This window comes from Pseudoalteromonas sp. SW0106-04, assembly GCF_001293805.1.
Classification (GTDB): domain Bacteria; phylum Pseudomonadota; class Gammaproteobacteria; order Enterobacterales; family Alteromonadaceae; genus Pseudoalteromonas; species Pseudoalteromonas ruthenica.
On record NZ_BCAI01000005.1, the window covers coordinates 85,104 to 105,926 of the forward strand.

The window sequence follows — 20,823 nt, forward strand, 5'->3', positions numbered from 1 at the left end:
TCAAGCGATCAGTGACTCGGTATATGTACCTCTGGGAGCCCTTCAAACTGGGGCTTCGCTAACAAATAACCCTGCATTAGATTAATGCCGGCTGCTCGCAACCAATGATATTCACCCTCTGTTTCAATGCCCTCGGCAAGCACCTGAATACCCAGCTCACGCAGCAAATTCACGCAGTTTCTTATGATGATCTGTCGGGTTTTATCCTGGTCGATATTGCGGATCATCAACATATCTAATTTAACAATGTCGGTTTGAAAGTCAGCTAATAAGTTAAGGCCTGAATAACCGGCGCCAAAATCATCCGTGGCGGTCATAAAACCCAATTTACGATAATACTCAACGATGCGTTTGATATGGTGCGCATCACCTACCTTTTCAGCTTCGGTAAACTCGAACATAATTCGCTCGATAGGAAACTGGTAACGCTCAGCGGCTTCCAGAGTTGTTTTGATACATCGTTCAGGTTCATAGATGGCATTCGGTAAAAAGTTAATGCTCAGCATCGAGGGTATTTGCAGCTTGGCAGCCAAAGCAATGGCTTTAATGCGGCAATGCTGATCAAACATATATTTATTTTCATCGGTGAGCTGGCTTATTACTGCACCGGCGGGTTCATTGTTAACGCCACGCACAAGCGCTTCATACCCAAATACCTCGCCTTGTTGGCAATCAACAATGGGTTGGAACGCCATGGTAAAGTCAAAAGGGAGAGGGGGCGTGTTAATGCAGCGGCGACACTGAGATGCCATCAATGAATTCTCTTATTATTAGCTTCAAACACTAATATTAACACTAGCTGGTATTTGTGGGCTGTACAAGCTAAGTCGATGATTTTTAGAAAGACCTGAGCATAATCTCCACAGTTGGCAGCAAATTTATGATATTTCACACAATTGTTATCTTTTAGTGGTACAAACCCACGTACTTGATAAAATAGCGGCGTTAACAAGCCAACGCCAAAAAGGAACTCTTGTGCGCTATCTCATCTTTTTACTTTTTTCATTTTCGCTTCATGCTCAACTTGTCATTGATGAAACCACACAAAATTATGCCGTCAGTGCCGATGCGCCCGATGGTCTTTTACACGCACTCGATAATGCTTCGCCGGTAAAGCGTGATAACAAGGTTGTGCATGGTTACACCTACTACGATATCCGCTGGCAGTTTTGGTTTGATAGTAAGTCACGCCAATGTGATATCAATAAGGTAACCACTACGTTAGAACTGGAATACACGCTGCCACAACTAACAGATAGTACTGAGAGTGTGAAAAAGGCGTGGTCGCAGTGGTTTTCGTATTTGGCCGAGCATGAGCATGAACATGGTCGTATGATAAAGGCGATGGCACAGCGCATCGACGAGCAACTAGAGGCCATTCCCGAGTTGGGCAGTTGCCGCGTGATTGAACAACAGGCCGCGCTTATCGGCAATGCTCTGAAACAAGAGCTAGCACAGCAACTGCAAGCATACGACGAGCAAACCAATCATGGCCGCACTGAAAAGGCGTGGCTGGTGGATCACCTTTAGTACTTCACTTAAATGGTAACCGCAGCTGCTTTTTTCCTAGAGCAGCTGCCAATAACCCAGCTCTGCTATCTATGGTGTGGCTTTATGAAGGCTTGCTTCGCACATTTATAAACAGCGATAGCAAAACGAGTAGGGCACTGGTTAATAAAACAAACAGCCCTTCAACACACCAAGTAATCATTAACGCCACCACTAAGGCACTGCCCAAAGAGGCCATGTTCAGTTGGATTTGCGGGCGGTAGGATTGCCATACCGACTGGCCAACATCAATCACCGGCGCAGTCAGCAAGTGCCAATAAGGGTTACTTTGATAATCGGATACTGCGTTCTCTAGTTGCTCTTGGCGCTCCAAGAGTAAGGCTAAGTTGTTACCGCCTTTGGCGTAAATGCGGTCGTCACTTTGTTGATAGTGAGCCAACAGTTTTTCTAAGGAGCCATCAAAGAATTGCTTGGCGTCTTCTTTAAACGGGGCAATGGCCTGAGTTACCTCGTCGTTGCTTGCACGCAGTGCATGGCCATAATCGTCAACAAAGCCCGGCACTTGCAAACCCAGCAACGCGGCAATAAAAAACACGCACAAACGCACATAATGACGACACCAACGAATAATATCTTTAAGCATACAATTCCATCTACGGGCACATTGCCGCACTGACTCCAGTTATGGTGATTAAGTTATCACTTCACTCACACAATTGGTATGTCTTAGCGCCGCTAGCGCGCTGCACTGAGCAATCCGTTCGGGTATTGGCGCGGTACTGTTAAAGTTAATAGCTGTTGATGTTGGCGGTAACGATTATGGAGAATATCCACACGTTTAACGAAGTCGCGGGTTTGCTGAAAAGGAGGCACGCCACTGTAATGGGCAACGTTGCCAGGGCCGGCGTTATAGGCCGCTGCGGCCAGTTTCGTATTTCCTTTAAAGCGCTTTAATAGCTTCGCAAAATAGGCGCTGCCGGCGGCAATATTGCTATCGGGGTCAAAGGGGTTATCGATATTGTAGGCTTTGACTAGTAAAGGCATGAGTTGCATCAGCCCTTTGGCGCCCTTATGTGATTGCGCATTAGGGTTAAAGCCCGACTCGGCATGCACTATGGCTTGTAACAATGCCACATCTAAGTCATTTTTGAGCGCTTCTTCGTACAAGGTTTGACGAAACTTGTAGGGATGCAAAGGGGTTGAATACCAGCTTTGATAACGCGATTGCTCGCAGCGTTGGCATTTTACTTCAACAACACGAAAGCCACTGACTTTGGGTTTTTGATCGGTGAATACCGCAATGCCCTCGCTGTTGTAATAGTGGTAGATCACCGGATCGTTGGCGCCAAAGGCGGATATGGAGCAGGCCATCCAAATACTGGAGGCGAAGATGATGCGCGTTAACAACATAGTGCCAAACCCTGTGATAAACGTTCTTTAAGCCTAGCACAGGGTCAGCCTTTTGGCTGATAAAATAGCCATTGCACGATCGCTTTAAGGCGCTAAGCGATCACTGCTGAAAATCATAAATACTGCCTAAATTCATAAGCTTAGTTAATTCATCTAAGGCGGCGTAAGATTCTTGGATCAGCAGTGGATCGCGCAGATCGTCCTGGCATAGCTGGTCACGATAATGACGCTCCACCCAATCACTTAGGGTGTGATGTAACTTGTCAGAGAATAAACAGGCTGGGTTTGTGGCAGCCAATTCCTGTTCATTTAACACCACTCGTAAGCGCAAACAAGCTGGGCCACCGCCATTTTGCATACTTTGTTTGATATCCACGTAATGGACTTCATCCAAGGTATCTGGCTGAGTGAGTAAATCATCTAAATACGCCTTAACCGCTGGGTTCTCAGCACACTCCTGCGGCGCAATCAGCGCTGTGGCATTGCTAGGCAAGGTAATAAGCTGGCTATTAAACAAATAACTGCTCACGGCATCGGCAACACTCACCGCCTCGGTGGGTACTTCAACAATACTAAGGCGATGGGCGTCGTTATACAGTGCACTATAAGCAGAGCTTATTGTATCCAGAGCTTGGTGTTGCTTATAAAAGGCTTGCTCGTGGCAAAAAAGCAGCTGCTCATTACCAACGGCAATCACATCGTTATGAAACACGCCTTGGTCAATAACTTCTGGGTTCTGCTGAATATACAGCTGTTGGCTATCATCGAGCTGATGTAAGCGAGCAATGGCAGCGCTGGCCTCAAGGGTATGGCGAGCAGGGAATTTTTGTGGTTTCACGCCGCCTTCACTAAAGGCCTCGCGCCCATACACAAATAAGTGCAAGCCTTTATCGCCGTGCTTTGGGCATAAGCGGGTATGATTTGCGGCGCCTTCATCGGCGAAATGGTCGTGCCCAGGTAAGGGGGCGTGATGGGCAAAATAGTTTGAATTAGCGAACGTTGCTTGTAATACCCGGCCCGTGGTTGGCGCTTCAATGGAACGATGCAACTTATTGCTTAAATTGGCCGTCGTAAAATGGACGCGGTTATCGGCACTGTCGCTTGAGGGGGATACGGTGGCAGCATTCGCACTCCACATTGCTGATGAAGAAAAGCACGCACTTAATAAAGTCGGGTTATATTTGTACGCTTTTTCGAGTATTTGTGCATCCGAGCCAGTAAACCCCAGCTGCTTTAACAATGCCATATGAGGGCGTGCGTGAGGGGCCAGTACACCTTGGTGTAAACCCAGCTGGCGCATCGTGCGCATTTTCTCAAGCCCCTGCAAGGCCGCTTGTTTAGGGTTAGATGGCTGCGCTGCAAAACGCTTAGAGGCAACATTACCAAAAGACAATCCGGCGTAGTTATGGGTGGGGCCCACTAAGCCGTCAAAGTTTACTTCATAGCTGTGCATAGTACTCCTTAAAAATGCCTGTAACAGTAAAGGGCAGCTTTAAACCTAGCGGTGATGGTGTGCAAGTGCAATGTCAACGTCATTGAGTTGTTTTAATAGCTGCTGGCGCCGTTTGAGCAAAGTGCCTCGCGATGAGCTTTGGTCGTGCATTCGCAGCGCCTTATATATTTCCCGTTTAGAGAGCTTAGTATGAGCGGCCGCTTGCGAGACGCTAATTTGCTTATTCAACAAGCGGGGCATCACAGACGCGAGGCTATTCATCGTCTTTACCCTGCGCATAGTCATGAATTTGCCAAATACTAATATCGAAATGCCAAAGTAGGTAAAGGGTTTCACGTAGCTGTTGCATAACGGCGCTCCTAAGGTGGGTGACGCTGTAGCTAATGAATAATCTGTGCCACTAATGCAAAGAGTAATAAATACAGAGGCCTATAGCTTGATGGGAGTATTTAAAAGGGGTGTTAAGCACCGTTTTGGGTCATTTTTAACTGTGATTGCACCATGCTTTTGCACGGTGTGTGCAAGTATTAAGCACCCGTCGTTTAGTCATGTAAGTGTTTCATTAAAGCCTGAAAGCTTTGCAGGCAACCTGTCACTAAAAATATAGCCCAAAACTATAAAGACTATTAATTTCAGTAGGTTATTAATTTGGCACGATGGCTGCTCATATCTAAATGTGTTTAATTTAAAGGAGATTAATATGAGTACACCTTTAGCAGGTAAGAAAGTAGCCATCCTAGCCACTGATGGGTTCGAGCAAAGCGAACTGGTATCTCCTCGTAAAGCGTTACTCGATGCCGGTGCCGAGGTAGACATTATCTCTATTAAGCCAGGCACTATTCGAGGTTGGGAGGACGACCACTGGGGCGAAGAAATAAAAGTAGATAAGCTAGCGCAAGAAGTCAGCGCGGTTGAATACAACGCCTTAGTACTGCCCGGCGGTTTATTTAACCCCGATGCACTGCGCCAAGACACCGAAGCAAAGCGCTTCGTGGACGGCTTCTTCCAAGAAGATTACATCAAACCCGTTGCAGCTATTTGCCACGGCCCGTGGATGCTAGCGGAAATTGATAAACTTAAAGGGCGCAAAGTCACCTCGTATCCAAGTATACGCACCGACTTAGAAAACGCCGGAGCCAATTGGGTAGACGAGCAAGTGGTTGTTGATAATGGCCTAGTCACCAGCCGTAAGCCCGGCGATTTGCAAGCCTTTAACAAAAAACTCGTTGAAGAGGTATGGGAAGGTCGCCACGGCGAATAATTAGCCCCATTTACTTCTCAATATAAAAGCCAGCAGCCTTACTGCTGGCTTTTTTGTGGATGCAATAAATGAAGCGGCATTTTTATTAAAACTCACGAGTAAACATAGCGAGATTTTTTATATTAAGGCAGCAGCCGCAGGTGTCTAAGCGCTACTTTTTGGTATTAATATTTCTTTTTAAGAGGTATTAGGGCTTTCTCATTCGCCACCGCGTTGAACACGCTAATAGGTAAAGCACCCGAAAACCTATCCAACAGGGCGTGTTATGGAATGTAATACCAGCCATTAATGAGTGAATAATAGTTCCAACTACCTGAATTTAATGCAGTTATATATATTCATAACGAGCCAAACTCGGCTCGATTAACTCATTGCGCGTTTTCCACCTCACGACTGAATATCGACGTGACGAAACTCAGCTGCTAACTTAATTAACAATAAATAAACATTGGCGTGGTAAAAACACAAAGAGCTATTTGGTTTAAGCCGAAATTGTACTTTGGGATCAGGAGCAGAATGAGTCTGTTAAGACTAGTGATAAACCTTTTAACTCATGGAAGAGAGTGCGTAATTATATCGATGGCACGCAAAAATTAACTGAAGAGTGTGAGTCAACTCTCAAAGAGATTCTAACTTTTGTATTTTGCAAATAAGAACATAACAAAGCCAGCCAGCAGGACGCAGCAATGTTGCGCCTCTGCTGGTGGGTGCTATTCAATCAAAGTACTCGTCCGCAATAACTTCGACAGTGTTTTAGGTGTCTAGGAATTTAAGGGATTTTCATGAAGAAAATAACGCTTTTTATCGTTTCTATTACTGCAATAATTGGAGTTGCCGTTTTTGTTATTGGAGACATACAGAAAAAGACTATAAAGGATTCAATTGCTTCAACTTTAAATGTCGATTCAAGTAAAATAATTCTGAACCTCCCCCCAAAAAACGCTCGGTTTCCAGGAACAATACTATCACCAAACAAGTCATCACTTATGGTTTATACCGCTGGTAATTTAGATGATGAATCAGTTTTGAAGGGCGAAAAATTCTCTGTAGAAGCGATTGTTAATGATATGTCCAGTGTACAGGGGGCGGGTCAAAGCTCTTTACTAAATAGCGCTTTTTCTAATGATGAGCAACTAGAAGTAACTCTCAAAATTAAAGATGCATATGTAGCAGAACTACCAGTTGGTGCTTTAAAAGAAAGAATAAATGAAAACGAATTAGTTCAAACTGCAATGAAAAAAAACATTGACCCAATCATTGTTAGTCGTGCCTATGTTGGGAAAATAGAGTATGTAGTTCGCGCACTTAGTGAAGCGGGAATAAAGGCACTCGCCGAAATTTCTAAAACGGGGTATGAAGTCGAGAAAACCAGACTGGGCTCTTTTAACTTCTCGGACAATATAGAAGGCAGAAGAGAGATATCATTTTCTATCAATGCACCGATAATATTTGCTTACGAAGTGATGGGAGTAAGCCGAGTAGCCACTGATTTATCTGATCAGGGAGAATTAGTGTTAAATGAGTTGAGTGCTAGAAGAGTGAAAGAGATCAGAGACGAAAACTCATTGCGAGCTCAAAAGAATCATAAATCATTTGGAGCAATTACCATTGCTAATGCTCATTACGAGAACTTTAGCTCACTAAACGTACCGCAAGCTACACAAGCATCTATTTTGATGGAGCGCTTATTTGAAAGCTATAATCCAGTTTTTACTAAACAGCTTAATAGTACTAAAGAAATGCCGCTAAGTGATGAGAGGCTTTTAGATTGGACGATTGATCTAACATTAGAGCTTTTGCAGAATCCCGTCGACCACTTAGTAGTGTATTACACAGGACATGGCCTATCTTTACCAAATGGAGAAATTGTACTTCTTCAAGGTAACGTCAATAAAGACTACGCGGAACGTGCTGCGAAAAACTATAAACCTTCTCTTAGCGAATCTGGGGATGGGCTTATCCTTGTAGAACAACTTTATAATGCACTTGCTATGACAAACGTGCCCTTCACACTAATTATTGATGCATGCTACCCAAATGACGAAATGGCTGCTGCTCTAACTAGAGTAAGTATGCTTTTAGGAGACAAGGAAGGTGATGAACTTTACTACGTTGGTAATAATGCTCTAATTACAGATGAGCTTTCAGATATTGGGAAAGTTATGCGACAAATCGGAAGCCGATTTGAGTATCGCCAACAAGACAACGCTGTAATTTTTTCTTCAAAGCCTGGTGCTAAATCAGGGTTTAAACCTAATCCTATTGATCCTTACGGCCTAGAGTTGCCTCCATTAGCAGCACGAATATTAAAATTTAACGACTATATTGATCATGACGGAAAAAAAATAAAGCTAGCTGATATTATCAGAATGAATATCGACTCAGTAAATGGTATTGGCGAAATTAGCCTAAGTGGCTCAATTACATGGAGCAATTTAGAAGTAATGACAAATTCTTTGGGGGAGTGAGAGCTATTATGTGCCACATATTCAAGCTTCTGAGCCTAGGAGGTGCGTAAGAATCACATGCACTCGGATAGCAAAAAGTGGCGCGGCTTTCGCTGCACTTCAACCCAACCGCTTTTTCTGCCTTTGATGTAAGGCGTTCCCTCCAGGACTCGTAGATAAAAGGATTTATATTTTGCCTCCACAAAATGATGAAGATTTAAAACTCGTTCATATTCCTGCGTTAGTCGCAGTGCTATTAAACGCCGAAACGAAAAAAGGCGCTCCCTTAACTGAGCAAGAAGTGTTAGGTATAAGAGACTCTTCACAATGTATGGCAATGCCACTTGATGTTGCTGAGGAGCTGGCAGAAGAAAGAGGTTATGCCGATATCGACCCTGAGAATGCATGGGATGAATGGCAAAGTGTTAGATTGGAACTGCTTTAAGGCACTTAAAAGTTAGATATTGTTGCTCAAAAAAACGCAAAAAAAGAACGCAAACCAGAAACCTAGATTTAGTTGTAGTGGAGCGATTGTACGTTGATGGACTCATTAAAATTAAAAGACTTTCTTCACCCTCGGCCAGCGCCAAGAGGGATTGATGTTCTGTGCAAATTACAACACTTCTCAATTATTACTTATGCTGTGAATCCTTCACGGTTTGAGGGGCTTTTCCCCGAGCGATTTGAATTGGATACCCTAGAAATTAATGGTGAAGAAAAGGCGTTAATTTCTGTTGTTCCTTTCATTGATGTTGATTTTACCTCGGCTGTTTTCCCATTCCCTAAATTTACCATGGGCCAAACAAACTACCGCATTTACATTATCGATAAAAAGACCAACGAAAGGTGTGTTTGGTTCTTGGGTACCACATTGGATTCTTGGACTTTAGCTGTCCCTAGGTTCGTTTGGAACTTGCCTTGGTATAGTGGCAAAGTGAAGTTTGATTGTGAGTTCGATTCATCAACCAGACTATATTCACAATATAAAATGGTTACCCAAGCCGATTGGGCGCCAGCACATGTTGAACTAACCCAGAGCGCAGACTCTAAACTGGAGTTACCGGGCTTTCCTGATGTAGAAACGGGATTGGTGTATTTAACTCATCCGCTGGCGGGCTTTTATTATCGCCGTGACGGTCAACTGGGGACTTATCGAGTCTGGCATAAAGCCCTAGAAGTGAAGCCGGCGAACCTTGAATCGGCCAACTTTGGTTTGTTATCGCGCCTGGGCTTAGTGACGCCAGAGGAGCAACAAGTCGCGCATAGCGTTCTTGTTGAACCTATTAATGAATTTACTATTTATTTACCCCCAAAAGTGATTAGATAAAAATACAGTATGGCGTGGAAACGTTATTGGCAGCCCTTGGCACTAGGGTGGGCGCACTTTTTTGCCATGGCTTATAGCGTGGTGTAACGCAGAGTCAGTTGCTTGTAGTAAAAGGGTGGGCCCAGAGCGAACAGTTAAAAGAGGAATTCAGATGTATAAGGGAAGTTGTTTGTGTGGTTCAATCCAATTTCAATTGCAGGGCTCTCTCACTGATATCATTCATTGTCATTGCTCTTTATGTCGTAAGGCCAGCGGCAGTGCCTATGCAACCAATGGCTTCATTAATGCAGAAGATTTAAAAATAACAGACAAAGCGGGTACTTTGACTTATTACCAAAGTGCTGAGGGTAAACGTAAATACTTTTGCAGCCAGTGCGGGGCGCCCATTTACAGTGCTAATGCGCAGTCGCCAAACAGGTATCGGCTGCGCCTAGGAACGTTAGACAGCGATATTACAGAGCGACCCATTTCTCATAATTTTGTGACCTCAAAAGCAAACTGGGAAGAGTTAGACGCAGCGTTCCCTCGTTATGAAAAGCACGAGCCTGGACGGCAGTGAAATTGGTGCTGCGCTAGGCTGCAACTTGGCACCGACAGCGTGGGTGCTTTGTAGGAAACAGCGCTGCTTTATATTAATTTCTTCAGTCAAACTCCCTCTTAAACAGTGTTAGATTTGCAACAGTCTGTTGCCCTGTAAGCCGCTCGCAAGCACGCGTGAAAATATCTCATTATGCGTTTTGTTGGTTTGTTTCTATTATCCCTTGTATCTATTTGAGGTTCGCAGCAGTTGCCTTGGCACTTATCCTGCTAACAGCCTATAAGTGACGGGTGACACCCTCACTTTTCGGCGTAATTGCACCGAGAAAGCGCATTTTATGCACTGTAATAATGCGTCCATATTTCTTTGCTAACCTCGCCATCAGACTTTGCAAAACACACCGATTTGCTGAGCAGTATCCATAGCACATTGATGTGGCGAACAAATATACACTTGTTTGGAGCCCAGCTATGTTAAAGAAGCGTTTTTTCAAAACAAAAAACGAAGCAGAAGTGACCTTTGAGTATGAGCATCCACACGCGGCCCGTGTTGCGCTCGTGGCGGAGTTTAATCAATGGCAACCTTTGCCCATGACCTGCTCGAAAAAAGGCAGCACATTTCGCGTTAAAACGCGCCTCCCCAAAAACAGCGAATTTCATTTTCGTTACTTAATCGATGACCATGAGTGGGATAACGACCACCAAGCCGATGCCTATGTTGCCAATGCCTATGGTACTGACAACAGTGTGGTATCAACCCACGTTCAGCCTTAACAATGCAGACGCTGGCACAAAGCCTCTATCTGATGGGGGTTGGCGACAGCTACGTGGATTACCAAGGGCAACAGCAACAATTTGATCAGGCGTTGCGGGTAAAAGTGCTTGAGGCCATGGGGGTCGATGTTGATAACCTCGACGCCTTAGCTGCGCTTAACTATCAGCTTGACGCGGCCCCTTGGCAGCAACTTTGCGATGACATTATGGTTATCTCGGAGCCTTCGCCACGTTTAGTTATTCGCCTGAGCGAGGCGCAGTTTCAGCGGCAGCAGAGTGCAAGCTTGCACTTAGAGGTGAACGCACAACATGCTAACTGGTGCATTAGCCAAGGGCAAGTCACCGGCGACTACGTGATTGATGGCTGTCGCTACCTCGCACTTAGCTATGAACTGGGTCAAGGTTGGTTAGCGCCTGGGTTTTACGCCGCGCGGATCAGCGTCGCAGAGCATAGCGCTGAGCTAGAGCTATGGTGGGCGCCGCAGCATGTTTATCAAGGCGCTTATGGCCAGCAAGCAGCTGTTAAAAGTGTGGGGTTATCGTGCGGCTTGTACACCTTGGTGAGCGAGCACGGGGTGGGCATGGGTGATTTTGCGGATCTTAAAGCGCTGCTGCGCGAAGCCGCTGCGTTATCTATAGATTATGTGCTACTTAATCCCTTGCACTTACTCGATTGTAATGATGCCAGTAGGCATAGCCCGTACAGCCCTAGCAGCCGCATGCTTATCCATCCGCTGTGCATTGCCGTTCAGGATTCGCCGGAATGTGATGCGGCGATTTTAGCGCAGCTCAATGAGGCCAAAAGGCACTATAGCAATGTAGCAAGTGCGCCTTGGCTTGATTATGAGCAAGTCTATGCGCTTAAGCTGCCATTATTACGCGCGTTATTCCAACGTTTTTGCACCACGGCAAGTGCTGAGCGCAAGGCCGAATTTGCACAGTTTAAAGAGCAGCACCGTGTCGCTCTTGATACCCTGGACGACCCAGATGATGAGCAGGCTTGTTATTGGCAATGGCAAGCCTGGCTGCAGCGCCAAGAATGCCAAAATATAGCGCAAGAGGCGGGCATGAAGTTGGGCCTTATCAATGATTTGGCCGTTGGCGTGAGTGATGGTGGTGGCGAGTTTAATCGTTACCGAGCACTGTTTACTCCCCATGCCTGTATTGGTGCGCCGCCGGATGATTTTGCGCCACAGGGGCAAAATTGGGGCATGCCAGCATTGTTGCCGCAAGCGATGAAGCGCCACCGGTTTGCCTATGCCAAAGCGTTATTTAGCGCCAATATGCAAGGGGCGGGGGCGCTGCGCATTGATCATGTGATGGCGTTGATGCGCATTTGGTGGTGTGTGGATGAGCAGGGCTGTTATGTCTATTACCCCTTCAACGAGCTGTTAGCGCTAATAAAAATACTCAGTCACCAACACCAGTGTGTGGTGATTGGTGAAGATTTAGGAGTGGTGCCAGAGCAAGTACGACAGGCCTTGGCCCAAGCGCAGATATTCTCCAATACCGTGTATTACTTTTGTTATCAGCACTCGACCTTTAGCGCGCCGCAACACCTTGATGAGCAGACCTTATTGATGATCAGCAACCACGATTTACCGCCATTTGCCCAGTGGTGGCAGGGTGATGATCTTAATCAAGCACTGCAACTGGCGCTTATCAGTGCAGAGCAAAAAAAGTCGTTATATGAGCGACGTAAAAACCATAAAAGCGCGCTGATTGAGCGACTCACTCAACAAGGGGAGTCGGTTTCGTTACACAGCACCAGCGCCGATGTGTATCGCGCCTTGTGTCGAATACTTGCGCAAGGAAGTAGTAAGTTGTTGACCCTGCAACTTGATGATTTAGACGGCCAACATGCGCCGGTCAATATCCCCGGTACGCACCGTGAATACCCGAACTGGCGACGACAGTTGAGCCAATCTGCTGTCGCTATTTTACAGCAGCAACAGCAGTTTATCTGTGAACTGACTAGGAGTCGTCATGGAACATGCGATGATTGATAATACGCCACTTCCTGATTTAGCCGATGCTGTTTGCGCCCTTGAAGGGGCGCAAGTGGGTGAGCCGCGACAGCTATTGGGCCATCAATGTATTGACGGCAGCTGGTATGTGATTCTCTACAAGCCCGGCGCTTTGGCGGTGGAGGTGCAATTTGCCACTCACACTTGTATTGCCCAGCGCTATTCAGACTCCGAGGTGTTTATCGCGCCGGCGCCGGCGGAATTTGTTCCGTATCAGCTCTGTGTTACTTACCCAGAGGCGGTGGTGGTTCAGGCCGACCCATTTTGCTTACCCTTAGGGCTCAGTGCCGCCGATTTATATTTTTTCCGTCAAGGCACAGAGCAACAGGCGCAGCGTCACCTTGGCGCCCATATGATGACCCTGCAAGGCCACCGTGGCGTGCGTTTTAGCGTGTGGGCTCCTAATGCCCTCGCGGTGAGTGTGACTGGGGATTTTAACCACTGGGATAGTCGCCAGCACCCTATGGCGCGGGTTGAAGACAGCGGTGTTTGGGCCATTTTTATACCCGATGTAGCGCCGGGCCAATGCTACAAATACCATATTCGTACGTTATCAGGCGAGGCTCTACTAAAAGCCGACCCTTATGCATTTGCTACAGAGCGGCCGCCAAATACCGCCTCGCGTGTCAGCGCTGTTACGTTGCCTAAAGCGCTGGATGAGCAAAGCTATGAGCAACGCGAGCGCCGCAATGCCATCGATGCTGCCATTAGTATTTATGAGCTGCACATTGGCTCTTGGCGACGCACCGCCGATAACCAATTTTTAAATTACCGTGAGTTAGCCGCGCAATTAATTCCGTACGTGGAAGAAATGGGGTTTACCCATATTCAATTAATGCCCGTTAGCGAATTCCCCTTTGATGGCTCTTGGGGGTATCAGAGCACCGGCCTTTTCGCGCCCACTTCGCGCTTCGGCAGTGGCGATGATTTTGCCTATTTCTGCGCGCAGTGCCGCGCGCACAATATTGGTGTGCTAATAGATTGGGTGCCGGGGCATTTCCCGGCAGATGCTCACGGTTTGGGGCGTTTTGATGGTACGCATTTGTATGAACATGCCGACCATCGCCAAGGGTATCATCCGGATTGGCATACCTATATTTACAATTATGAGCGCCAAGAGGTACGTAGCTTTCTCACCTCTAGCGCCAGCTTTTGGTTAGAGCAATACGGGGTAGATGGGTTGCGCGTGGATGCCGTGGCATCGATGTTATACCTTGATTACAGTCGTGAGCACGGGCAGTGGTTGGCCAACCACTTGGGCGGGCGAGAAAACCTCGGCGCTATTGCTTGCCTACAGCAAATCAACAGTGTGTGCTATGGCCGAAATCGCGGCATTATGATGGTCGCAGAAGAATCGACCGCGTGGCCAGGAGTCACACAAACCACCGACAGTGGCGGCTTAGGGTTCGGCTTTAAGTGGAATATGGGGTGGATGAATGACTCATTACGCTACATGCAGTTAGACCCGATTTACCGCCAATACCATCACCACGACATGACCTTTTCCATGGTCTATGCCTATAGCGAAAATTACATTTTGCCTTTAAGCCATGATGAAGTCGTTCATGGCAAAGGGTCGCTGCTGAGCAAAATGCCAGGAGATAGTTGGCAGCAACATGCGAACCTTCGCGCCTATTTAGGTTTTATGTGGGCTCACCCTGGCAAAAAGCTGCTATTTATGGGCGGCGAATTCGCTCAGCAGCGCGAGTGGGACCATAACCAAGCGTTGGATTGGCACCTGCTTGACGACCCAGCGCACCAAGGCATGCAGCGTTGGGTTAAATGCCTGAATCAGCTTTATCGTTCTTACCCGGCTCTGCATGAAAATGACTGTGATGAGCGTGGGTTTCGGTGGTTAGATGGGAACAATAGCCAGCAAAGCATTTACAGCTTTGTACGTATTGCCAGTAGCCTCCCGCAAGTCGTGCTCGCGGTTGTGAATATGACGCCTCAAGTACATCATGATTTTCGCATTGGTGTGCCTCACGCTGGTAGTTACCGAGTTATCGCTAATAGCGATGAGAGCCAATACTTCGGCAGTGGCGTTAGGGTGTGCGCTGAGCGACCTGCAAATGAGCAACCACTCCTTTCGGAGCCACTCTATTCAGAGCCACTCTATTCAGAGCCACTACCCTGGCATGGCCAAAGTCAGTCTATCAGCATCTGTGTGCCGCCATTGGCGTGTGTTTATCTGTTGTGGGAGGCACCTGATCATGAGTAAATTTATTACCAAGGCGGGCGTTGGTGCCCCCTTGGGGGCTTATATTGATGACCAAGGGGTTAATTTTTGCTTGTACTCGCGTCATGCCAGTGCCGTGTACTTGTGTCTGTATGATGCTTCTGGGCACAGTGAAATTGCACGCATAGCCCTACATAAAGGTGAACCTGGGTATTGGCATGTTCATGTTGCAGGGGCTGCAGAAGGGCAGCTATATGGCTATCGAGTGGATGGTCCTTTTGCTCCTGAACAAGGGCAGTTGTTTAATATTAACAAGTTGCTGCTGGACCCTTACGCACACTCGCTATTTGGTGATTTTCAACACAGTATTCGCCACCGCGCTGTCGATGAGCAAGGTAAGCTTTGTCCGTTCGATAATGCTCACTTAATGCCTAAAGCACAGGTAACCGCACTGAGCGAGTATAAAGGTAAACGCCCGGAGATTGCCTGGCACGACACCGTTATTTACGAATGTCATGTTAAGGGATGGTCGCAGCGCCACCCGGATATTGAGAAAGCCGAGCGTGGGTGTTTTGCAGCCTTGGCAACGCCGCAATTCATTGAGCATATCAAGGCGCTAGGTGTGACCAGCATTGAGCTTATGCCCGTGCAGCAGTTCATTAGTGAAGCGTTTTTACAGCCACTCGGGCTGAGTAATTATTGGGGCTATAACACCCTGAGCTTTTTCACTCCGCATAGTGATTATTTGGTCAGCGGCGATGTGCACGAATTTCAAGCCATAGTTGAGCAGTTACATCAACACAATATCGAAGTGCTGATTGATGTGGTTTACAACCACAGCTGTGAAGGCGAAGCGCTTGGCCCTTGTTGCCACCTAAGGGGCATTGATAATCGCAGTTATTACCGCCTTGATGAGCAAGGTCATTATATTAACGACACCGGCTGTGGTAACACCTTAGATTTAACCCAACAGGGTGCTCTGCGCTTGGTCATGGACAGCTTACGGCATTGGTATCAGGTATATGGGGTTGATGGCTTTCGCTTTGACTTGGCCAGTATTTTAGGCCGAGAGCACCATGGTTTTAACCCTGAGCATGTCTTCTTTCAATGCCTTGCACAAGACCCGGTATTACAACACGCGAAACTGATTGCCGAGCCTTGGGATATTGGCCCCGGAGGTTACCAGCTTGGCGCTTTTCCTGCTCCATGGCGACAGTGGAACGACCAATATCGCGATGTTGTCAGGCGGTTTTGGCGCGGCGATAGCGATTTACTGGGCGTGTTAGCCAAGCGCTTGCATGGCTCTGCCGATATTTTTAGCGCCACCGGCATGGTGCCAAGCTACAGCATTAATTTTATAACCAGTCATGATGGCTATACCTTGGCCGACCTTGTCAGCTACGAGCAAAAGCATAATCACGCCAACGGAGAGCGCAATCAAGACGGCCATAATGCCAACTACAGCTGTAATTATGGTGTGGAAGGGCACAGCGACGATGCCCACATCAAGTTACTGCGTTTGCGAGCACAAAAAAACTTACTGCTCACCTTATTACTTTCCAAAGGCGTGCCTATGCTCAGCGCCGGCTCGGAAATGGGGCACTCACAGGGGGGCAACAATAATGCATATTGCCAAGATAACGCCATTAATTGGCTTAGTTGGCACGATGTCTCTCGCCACCATCCGTTAGCACTGTTTATCAGCGATGTGCAAAGGCTGCGTCGTGAATTCGCCATTTTTACGCACCCGGAGTACATCCATGACAACGACCCGCGCTTTGTGATTGCTTGGTATCGCCCTGACGGGCGGCCGATGAGAAATGACGATTGGCATGACCCCTCGCTGCATACCTTGGTGTATTACAGTATCGATACCCAGGCCCATCACTATTTATGTGTGGTACTGCATCGCGGCGGGCGCGAGCAAGCCTTGCGCTTAGTGAGCCCTGATAATACGCCACTGCAATGGCACCTGCGCTTGAGTACGGACGAACACAGTGTGCCTGCAGCGCAGGGCATCGCTGTGGATCAAGAAATAACCTTAACTCCCTGTAGTGGTTGGGTGTTTAGTAACGTTGAAAACAAACACAATACAAGGCAAACACTATGACTACGTCTGGCACTGTATGCCACCCTGTGGATTGGCAGGATGCGCCGCTACTTGATAGCGAAACGTTGGCCGATGATTTGGCTCGTCATTTTCACTATACCCTCGGGCGCGACAAAGTGGGCGAATCGCAGCATTATTTGTATCAAGCACTGGGGCTGACAATACGTGATAGGCTGGTGGCGCGCATGCGACAAACCCGCAATGTCACTAATTCAGTGCCAACACGAAGAGTTGCCTACCTGTCGTTAGAGTTTCTCATCGGACGTAGCTTAAATAACGCTATTTTAAACCTAGATATGGCTGCTGAGGTAAGCGCCGCACTAGCCAATTACTGCGCCGAGCTCGAACATATAGCCAGCGCTGAGCACGACGCTGGTTTAGGAAATGGTGGTTTAGGGCGTTTGGCTGCGTGCTTCTTAGATAGCTGTGCGACCATGGCCTTGCCGGTCACAGGTTATGGTATTCGTTATGAATACGGCATGTTCAATCAACGCATTGATAATGGTCAGCAAATAGAGCAGCCCGATCATTGGCTGCGTGAAGGCCATCCGTGGGAATTACCAGCACCGGATAAAACCGTGCGGGTGAAGTTTTTTGGTCATGTCGATATTTATCGAGACCATCAAGGCCGCGAACACCGCCAATGGCTGGACACCCAAGATGTGTTAGCTGTGCCTTATGATGTGCCAGTGCCAGGCTATGGTAATGATATCGTCAATACCTTACGGCTATTTAAAAGTGAGGCCACCGATGAGTTTGACCTTGGTGAGTTCAATGCTGGTGGCTATGCCGAGGCTGTGGCGCAAAAAAACCTCGCCGAGCAAATTTCCATGGTGCTGTATCCGAACGATAGCAGTGAAAATGGCAAAGAGCTGCGCCTGCGCCAACAATACTTTCTCTGTAGTGCCGCACTGCAAGACCGGCTTAACCAATGGATAGCAATTAAAGGCGCACAGTTTACAGATTTTGCCGATTATCATGTATTTCAACTCAACGATACGCATCCCAGTATTGCAGTAGCTGAATTAATGCGCCTGCTTATCGACGAACACTGCATGAGTTGGGACGATGCTTGGCAGATAACCACTCGTACCATGGCCTACACCAACCACACCTTGCTACCTGAAGCGCTGGAAAAATGGTCTGTGGCTTTAATGCAACGGCTACTGCCGCGTTTGATGCAAATTATCTATGAAATTAACGCACGGTTCTTAATCTTAGTCGCCAAACAGTGGCCCGGGTGTGCACAAAAACAGCGTGCTTTGTCGCTTATTGAAGAGGGGCCAAACCCTCAGGTGCGTATGGCTTATTTAGCCATTGTTGGCAGTTATTCCGTCAATGGGGTGGCGGCGCTGCATAGCCGCTTACTAAAAGAGCAGTTGTTTGCAGATTTTTATGCGCTGTGGCCACAGAAGTTTAATAACAAGACCAATGGGGTCACGCCTAGGCGTTGGCTATCTCATTGTAACCCCGAGCTGGCACAGTTGATCACCGCCAAAATAGGCGATGATTGGGTAAAAGATTTCGCGCATATTAACCGTATTCGCCGTTACTACGACGACGATAGCTTTATTGCCGCGTGGCAAAAGGTAAAGCAAGCCAACAAAGCGCGGCTGTGCGAGTTGGTGCAACAGCGCTGCGCCGTGCAATTTGACTCGACCATGCTGTTTGATGTGCAGGTCAAGCGCATTCATGAATATAAACGTCAGTTGCTCAATATTTTGCATGTGATTCATTTATACCGGCGCATTTGTGATGGCGATACGCAAGGCATGGTGCCCCGTTGTGTGCTGTTCGGGGGCAAAGCGGCCCCCGGTTACGATATGGCTAAGCGCATTATTAAGTTGATATGTAATGTTGCTAACACCATTAACGATGACCCTCGTGCGAAGGCGTGGTTAAGGGTGGCGTTTTTACCGAATTACAATGTCACCGCGATGGAAACAATTTGCCCTGGAGCGGATTTATCAGAGCAAATATCCACGGCGGGTAAGGAGGCGTCAGGCACCGGCAATATGAAGTTTATGATGAATGGCGCACTGACCATAGGCACCCTGGATGGCGCCAATGTGGAAATGCTTGAAGCACTCGGTGGCGAGCACTTTTTTACTTTTGGCGCCAAGATTGAGCAAATTGACGATATCCGCAGGCACTATAGCGCACGCGCTATTATTGAGAACGACCCGCAGTTGCAAAAAGTAATCGCCTTGCTACAAAGCGGTCATTTTAATTTGTGTGAGCCGGATATTTTCGCTCCCATTATTAACCTCCTTTATGACGATAGCGACCCTTGGCTTACCTGTTATGACTTTGCCAGTTACTGCCAAGCTCAACAAGCTGTCAGCGAAGCTTATCAAGACCCTAAACACTGGACACAAATGAGTATTTTAAATACCGCTGCCTCTGGTCAGTTTTCCAGTGATCGTACTATTGCCCAATACAGTGAAGACATATGGCAGTTACAGGCCATGCCAACGCGCCAAGGAGAATAACCATGCCAAGTTATGCAAATCGATACATTAGTACTTTAACCCGTGATACTTACGCCTTGATCCTCGCCGGAGGCAGGGGATCGCGGTTACATGAGCTGACCAACTGGCGCGCCAAGCCGGCCGTGTATTTTGGGGGTAAACATCGCATCATCGATTTTCCACTGTCGAACTGCATCAATTCGGGGATACGCAGGGTCGGGGTGGCGACTCAATATAAGTCGCACTCGTTAATTCGTCATGTGCATCGCGCTTGGGGGCACTTTAAAAAAGAGCTCGGTGAGTCAGTAGAGATTTTACCCGCGTCACAGCGCTACGGCGATGAGTGGTATTGTGGCACCGCCGATGCGGTATTTCAGAATATGGACATCATTCGTCATGAGCTACCCCGTTATGTCATGATTTTATCAGGCGATCATGTTTACCGTATGGACTACGGGGCGTTACTGGCAAAACATGTGGAAACGGGCGCCGATATGACGGTGTGCTGTATTGAAGTCGATACCGAAGAGGCTGCCAACACCTTTGGTGTTATGACCGTGGACGAACAAAACCGTATTCGTCGCTTTGATGAAAAGCCCGCTGTGCCGAATGAAATTCCAGCAAAGCCGGGTCGGTGCTTAGCGTCGATGGGCAACTACGTATTTAACACTGAATTTCTATTTGAACAATTGCAAAAAGATGCGCAAAACAGCTGTTCGGGGCGTGATTTTGGTCACGATATCATCCCGGCAATCATCGACAATCACCAGGTATATGCCTTTCCATTTACCGATCCGGGCATGTCTGGGCAGCCCTATTGGCGTGATGTTGGCACCTTGGATTCGTTTTGGGAAGCGAATATGGAGTTGGTTGAACCGCAGCCGAAATTGGATTTGTACGACCCTAGCTGGCCAATTTGGACCTACCAAGAGCAATTACCGCCAGCGAAGTTTATTTTTGATGACGATGAACGCCGGGGGATGGCGGTGGATTCAACGGTTTCCGGTGGCTGTATTATTTCCGGCTCGCAAGTGCGCAAGTCGCTATTATTTTCTAATGTGCACGTGCACTCTTTTTGTCAAATCGAGCAAGCGGTGGTGCTGCCGGGTGTGGTCGTTCATCGCGGTTGCCATATTAAGCGAGCGATCATTGACCGGGGCTGTGAAATACCAGAAGGACTGACCATTGGCTTAGATCATGAGGAAGATATTGAACACGGCTTTCGCGTATCCAAAAATGGCATTGTGCTGGTAACGCGCGATATGTTGGCGGCGCTTGCGCAAAAAACCGATGCCCAGAGTCAGCAGCGAGCGTAATA

17 protein-coding genes are annotated in these 20,823 nt (G+C 47.4%); 12 read left to right on the forward strand and 5 right to left on the reverse strand.

The window, feature by feature from the left end; translation table 11 throughout:
• Positions 1–8: 8 nt before the first annotated feature.
• Complete coding sequence (locus tag W04_RS07810; protein ID WP_053910433.1) at positions 9–752, reverse strand: EAL domain-containing protein; 744 nt, start codon at positions 750–752, stop codon at positions 9–11.
• A gap of 223 nt (positions 753–975) precedes the next feature.
• On the opposite strand from W04_RS07810, the gene W04_RS07820 reads away from it, so the two are divergent.
• Positions 976–1,530, forward strand: a complete 555-nt coding sequence (locus W04_RS07820) for a DUF922 domain-containing protein (RefSeq protein WP_053910435.1) — start codon at positions 976–978, stop codon at positions 1,528–1,530.
• An 82-nt stretch (positions 1,531–1,612) separates the two neighbouring features.
• Here the strand turns inward: W04_RS07820 and W04_RS07825 are convergent, their stop codons facing one another.
• The 4 genes from W04_RS07825 to W04_RS07840 form a co-directional block, all read right to left on the reverse strand.
• Positions 1,613–2,152 (reverse strand): DUF2937 family protein, encoded by a 540-nt coding sequence (locus W04_RS07825; protein ID WP_053910436.1) that lies wholly within the window; start codon positions 2,150–2,152, stop codon positions 1,613–1,615.
• A gap of 92 nt (positions 2,153–2,244) precedes the next feature.
• Positions 2,245–2,919: a lytic transglycosylase domain-containing protein gene (locus W04_RS07830; protein WP_022946520.1), complete on the reverse strand. Its 675-nt coding sequence runs from the start codon at positions 2,917–2,919 to the stop codon at positions 2,245–2,247.
• A 100-nt stretch (positions 2,920–3,019) separates the two neighbouring features.
• The gene (gene astB, locus W04_RS07835; RefSeq protein ID WP_053910437.1) at positions 3,020–4,372 is read right to left on the reverse strand and encodes an N-succinylarginine dihydrolase; all 1,353 of its coding nucleotides are present in this window, start codon (positions 4,370–4,372) and stop codon (positions 3,020–3,022) included.
• 45 nt (positions 4,373–4,417) lie between these two features.
• Positions 4,418–4,633 (reverse strand): hypothetical protein, encoded by a 216-nt coding sequence (locus tag W04_RS07840; protein WP_053910438.1) that lies wholly within the window; start codon positions 4,631–4,633, stop codon positions 4,418–4,420.
• A 439-nt stretch (positions 4,634–5,072) separates the two neighbouring features.
• On the opposite strand from W04_RS07840, the gene W04_RS07845 reads away from it, so the two are divergent.
• From W04_RS07845 to glgC, 11 genes are all read left to right on the forward strand, one after another.
• Positions 5,073–5,633, forward strand: coding sequence for a type 1 glutamine amidotransferase domain-containing protein (locus W04_RS07845; RefSeq protein WP_053910439.1), 561 nt, complete (start codon positions 5,073–5,075; stop codon positions 5,631–5,633).
• A gap of 782 nt (positions 5,634–6,415) precedes the next feature.
• Complete coding sequence (locus W04_RS07850) at positions 6,416–8,101, forward strand: hypothetical protein (RefSeq protein ID WP_053910440.1); 1,686 nt, start codon at positions 6,416–6,418, stop codon at positions 8,099–8,101.
• 172 nt (positions 8,102–8,273) lie between these two features.
• A complete protein-coding gene (locus W04_RS07855; protein WP_053910441.1) occupies positions 8,274–8,525 on the forward strand; it encodes a hypothetical protein in 252 nt (83 codons plus the stop codon).
• Positions 8,526–8,621: 96 nt separating this feature from the next.
• Positions 8,622–9,407, forward strand: coding sequence for a DUF2071 domain-containing protein (locus W04_RS07860; RefSeq protein ID WP_053910442.1), 786 nt, complete (start codon positions 8,622–8,624; stop codon positions 9,405–9,407).
• A gap of 151 nt (positions 9,408–9,558) precedes the next feature.
• Positions 9,559–9,966 carry a GFA family protein gene (locus W04_RS07865; RefSeq protein WP_053910443.1) on the forward strand — a complete coding sequence of 136 codons (408 nt, stop codon included), beginning with the start codon at positions 9,559–9,561 and terminating at the stop codon, positions 9,964–9,966.
• A gap of 449 nt (positions 9,967–10,415) precedes the next feature.
• Positions 10,416–10,718 carry an isoamylase early set domain-containing protein gene (locus W04_RS07870; RefSeq protein WP_053910444.1) on the forward strand — a complete coding sequence of 101 codons (303 nt, stop codon included), beginning with the start codon at positions 10,416–10,418 and terminating at the stop codon, positions 10,716–10,718.
• A gap of 2 nt (positions 10,719–10,720) precedes the next feature.
• Complete coding sequence (gene malQ, locus W04_RS07875) at positions 10,721–12,724, forward strand: 4-alpha-glucanotransferase (protein ID WP_053910445.1); 2,004 nt, start codon at positions 10,721–10,723, stop codon at positions 12,722–12,724.
• Positions 12,705–14,966, forward strand: a complete 2,262-nt coding sequence (gene glgB, locus W04_RS07880; protein ID WP_053910446.1) for a 1,4-alpha-glucan branching protein GlgB — start codon at positions 12,705–12,707, stop codon at positions 14,964–14,966. The genes malQ and glgB overlap by 20 nt, the downstream gene beginning before the upstream one ends.
• Complete coding sequence (gene glgX / locus W04_RS07885; RefSeq protein WP_053910447.1) at positions 14,959–17,034, forward strand: glycogen debranching protein GlgX; 2,076 nt, start codon at positions 14,959–14,961, stop codon at positions 17,032–17,034. Before glgB ends, glgX begins: the two co-directional genes overlap by 8 nt.
• A complete protein-coding gene (locus W04_RS07890; protein ID WP_053910448.1) occupies positions 17,031–19,526 on the forward strand; it encodes a glycogen/starch/alpha-glucan phosphorylase in 2,496 nt (831 codons plus the stop codon). Before glgX ends, W04_RS07890 begins: the two co-directional genes overlap by 4 nt.
• Positions 19,527–19,528: 2 nt before the next feature.
• A complete protein-coding gene (gene glgC, locus W04_RS07895) occupies positions 19,529–20,821 on the forward strand; it encodes a glucose-1-phosphate adenylyltransferase (protein WP_053910449.1) in 1,293 nt (430 codons plus the stop codon).
• Positions 20,822–20,823 lie beyond the last annotated feature (2 nt).

Coding starts and splice junctions, on each gene's coding strand:
- W04_RS07810 (WP_053910433.1), bottom strand. CDS start 752: ATGGCATCTCAGTGTCGCCGCTGCATTAACACGCCCCCTCTCCCTTTT.
- W04_RS07825 (WP_053910436.1), bottom strand. CDS start 2,152: ATGCTTAAAGATATTATTCGTTGGTGTCGTCATTATGTGCGTTTGTGC.
- W04_RS07830 (WP_022946520.1), bottom strand. CDS start 2,919: ATGTTGTTAACGCGCATCATCTTCGCCTCCAGTATTTGGATGGCCTGC.
- astB (WP_053910437.1), bottom strand. CDS start 4,372: ATGCACAGCTATGAAGTAAACTTTGACGGCTTAGTGGGCCCCACCCAT.
- W04_RS07840 (WP_053910438.1), bottom strand. CDS start 4,633: ATGAATAGCCTCGCGTCTGTGATGCCCCGCTTGTTGAATAAGCAAATT.
- W04_RS07845 (WP_053910439.1), top strand. CDS start 5,073: ATGAGTACACCTTTAGCAGGTAAGAAAGTAGCCATCCTAGCCACTGAT.
- W04_RS07850 (WP_053910440.1), top strand. CDS start 6,416: ATGAAGAAAATAACGCTTTTTATCGTTTCTATTACTGCAATAATTGGA.
- W04_RS07860 (WP_053910442.1), top strand. CDS start 8,622: ATGGACTCATTAAAATTAAAAGACTTTCTTCACCCTCGGCCAGCGCCA.
- W04_RS07865 (WP_053910443.1), top strand. CDS start 9,559: ATGTATAAGGGAAGTTGTTTGTGTGGTTCAATCCAATTTCAATTGCAG.
- W04_RS07870 (WP_053910444.1), top strand. CDS start 10,416: ATGTTAAAGAAGCGTTTTTTCAAAACAAAAAACGAAGCAGAAGTGACC.
- malQ (WP_053910445.1), top strand. CDS start 10,721: ATGCAGACGCTGGCACAAAGCCTCTATCTGATGGGGGTTGGCGACAGC.
- glgB (WP_053910446.1), top strand. CDS start 12,705: ATGGAACATGCGATGATTGATAATACGCCACTTCCTGATTTAGCCGAT.
- glgX (WP_053910447.1), top strand. CDS start 14,959: ATGAGTAAATTTATTACCAAGGCGGGCGTTGGTGCCCCCTTGGGGGCT.
- W04_RS07890 (WP_053910448.1), top strand. CDS start 17,031: ATGACTACGTCTGGCACTGTATGCCACCCTGTGGATTGGCAGGATGCG.
- glgC (WP_053910449.1), top strand. CDS start 19,529: ATGCCAAGTTATGCAAATCGATACATTAGTACTTTAACCCGTGATACT.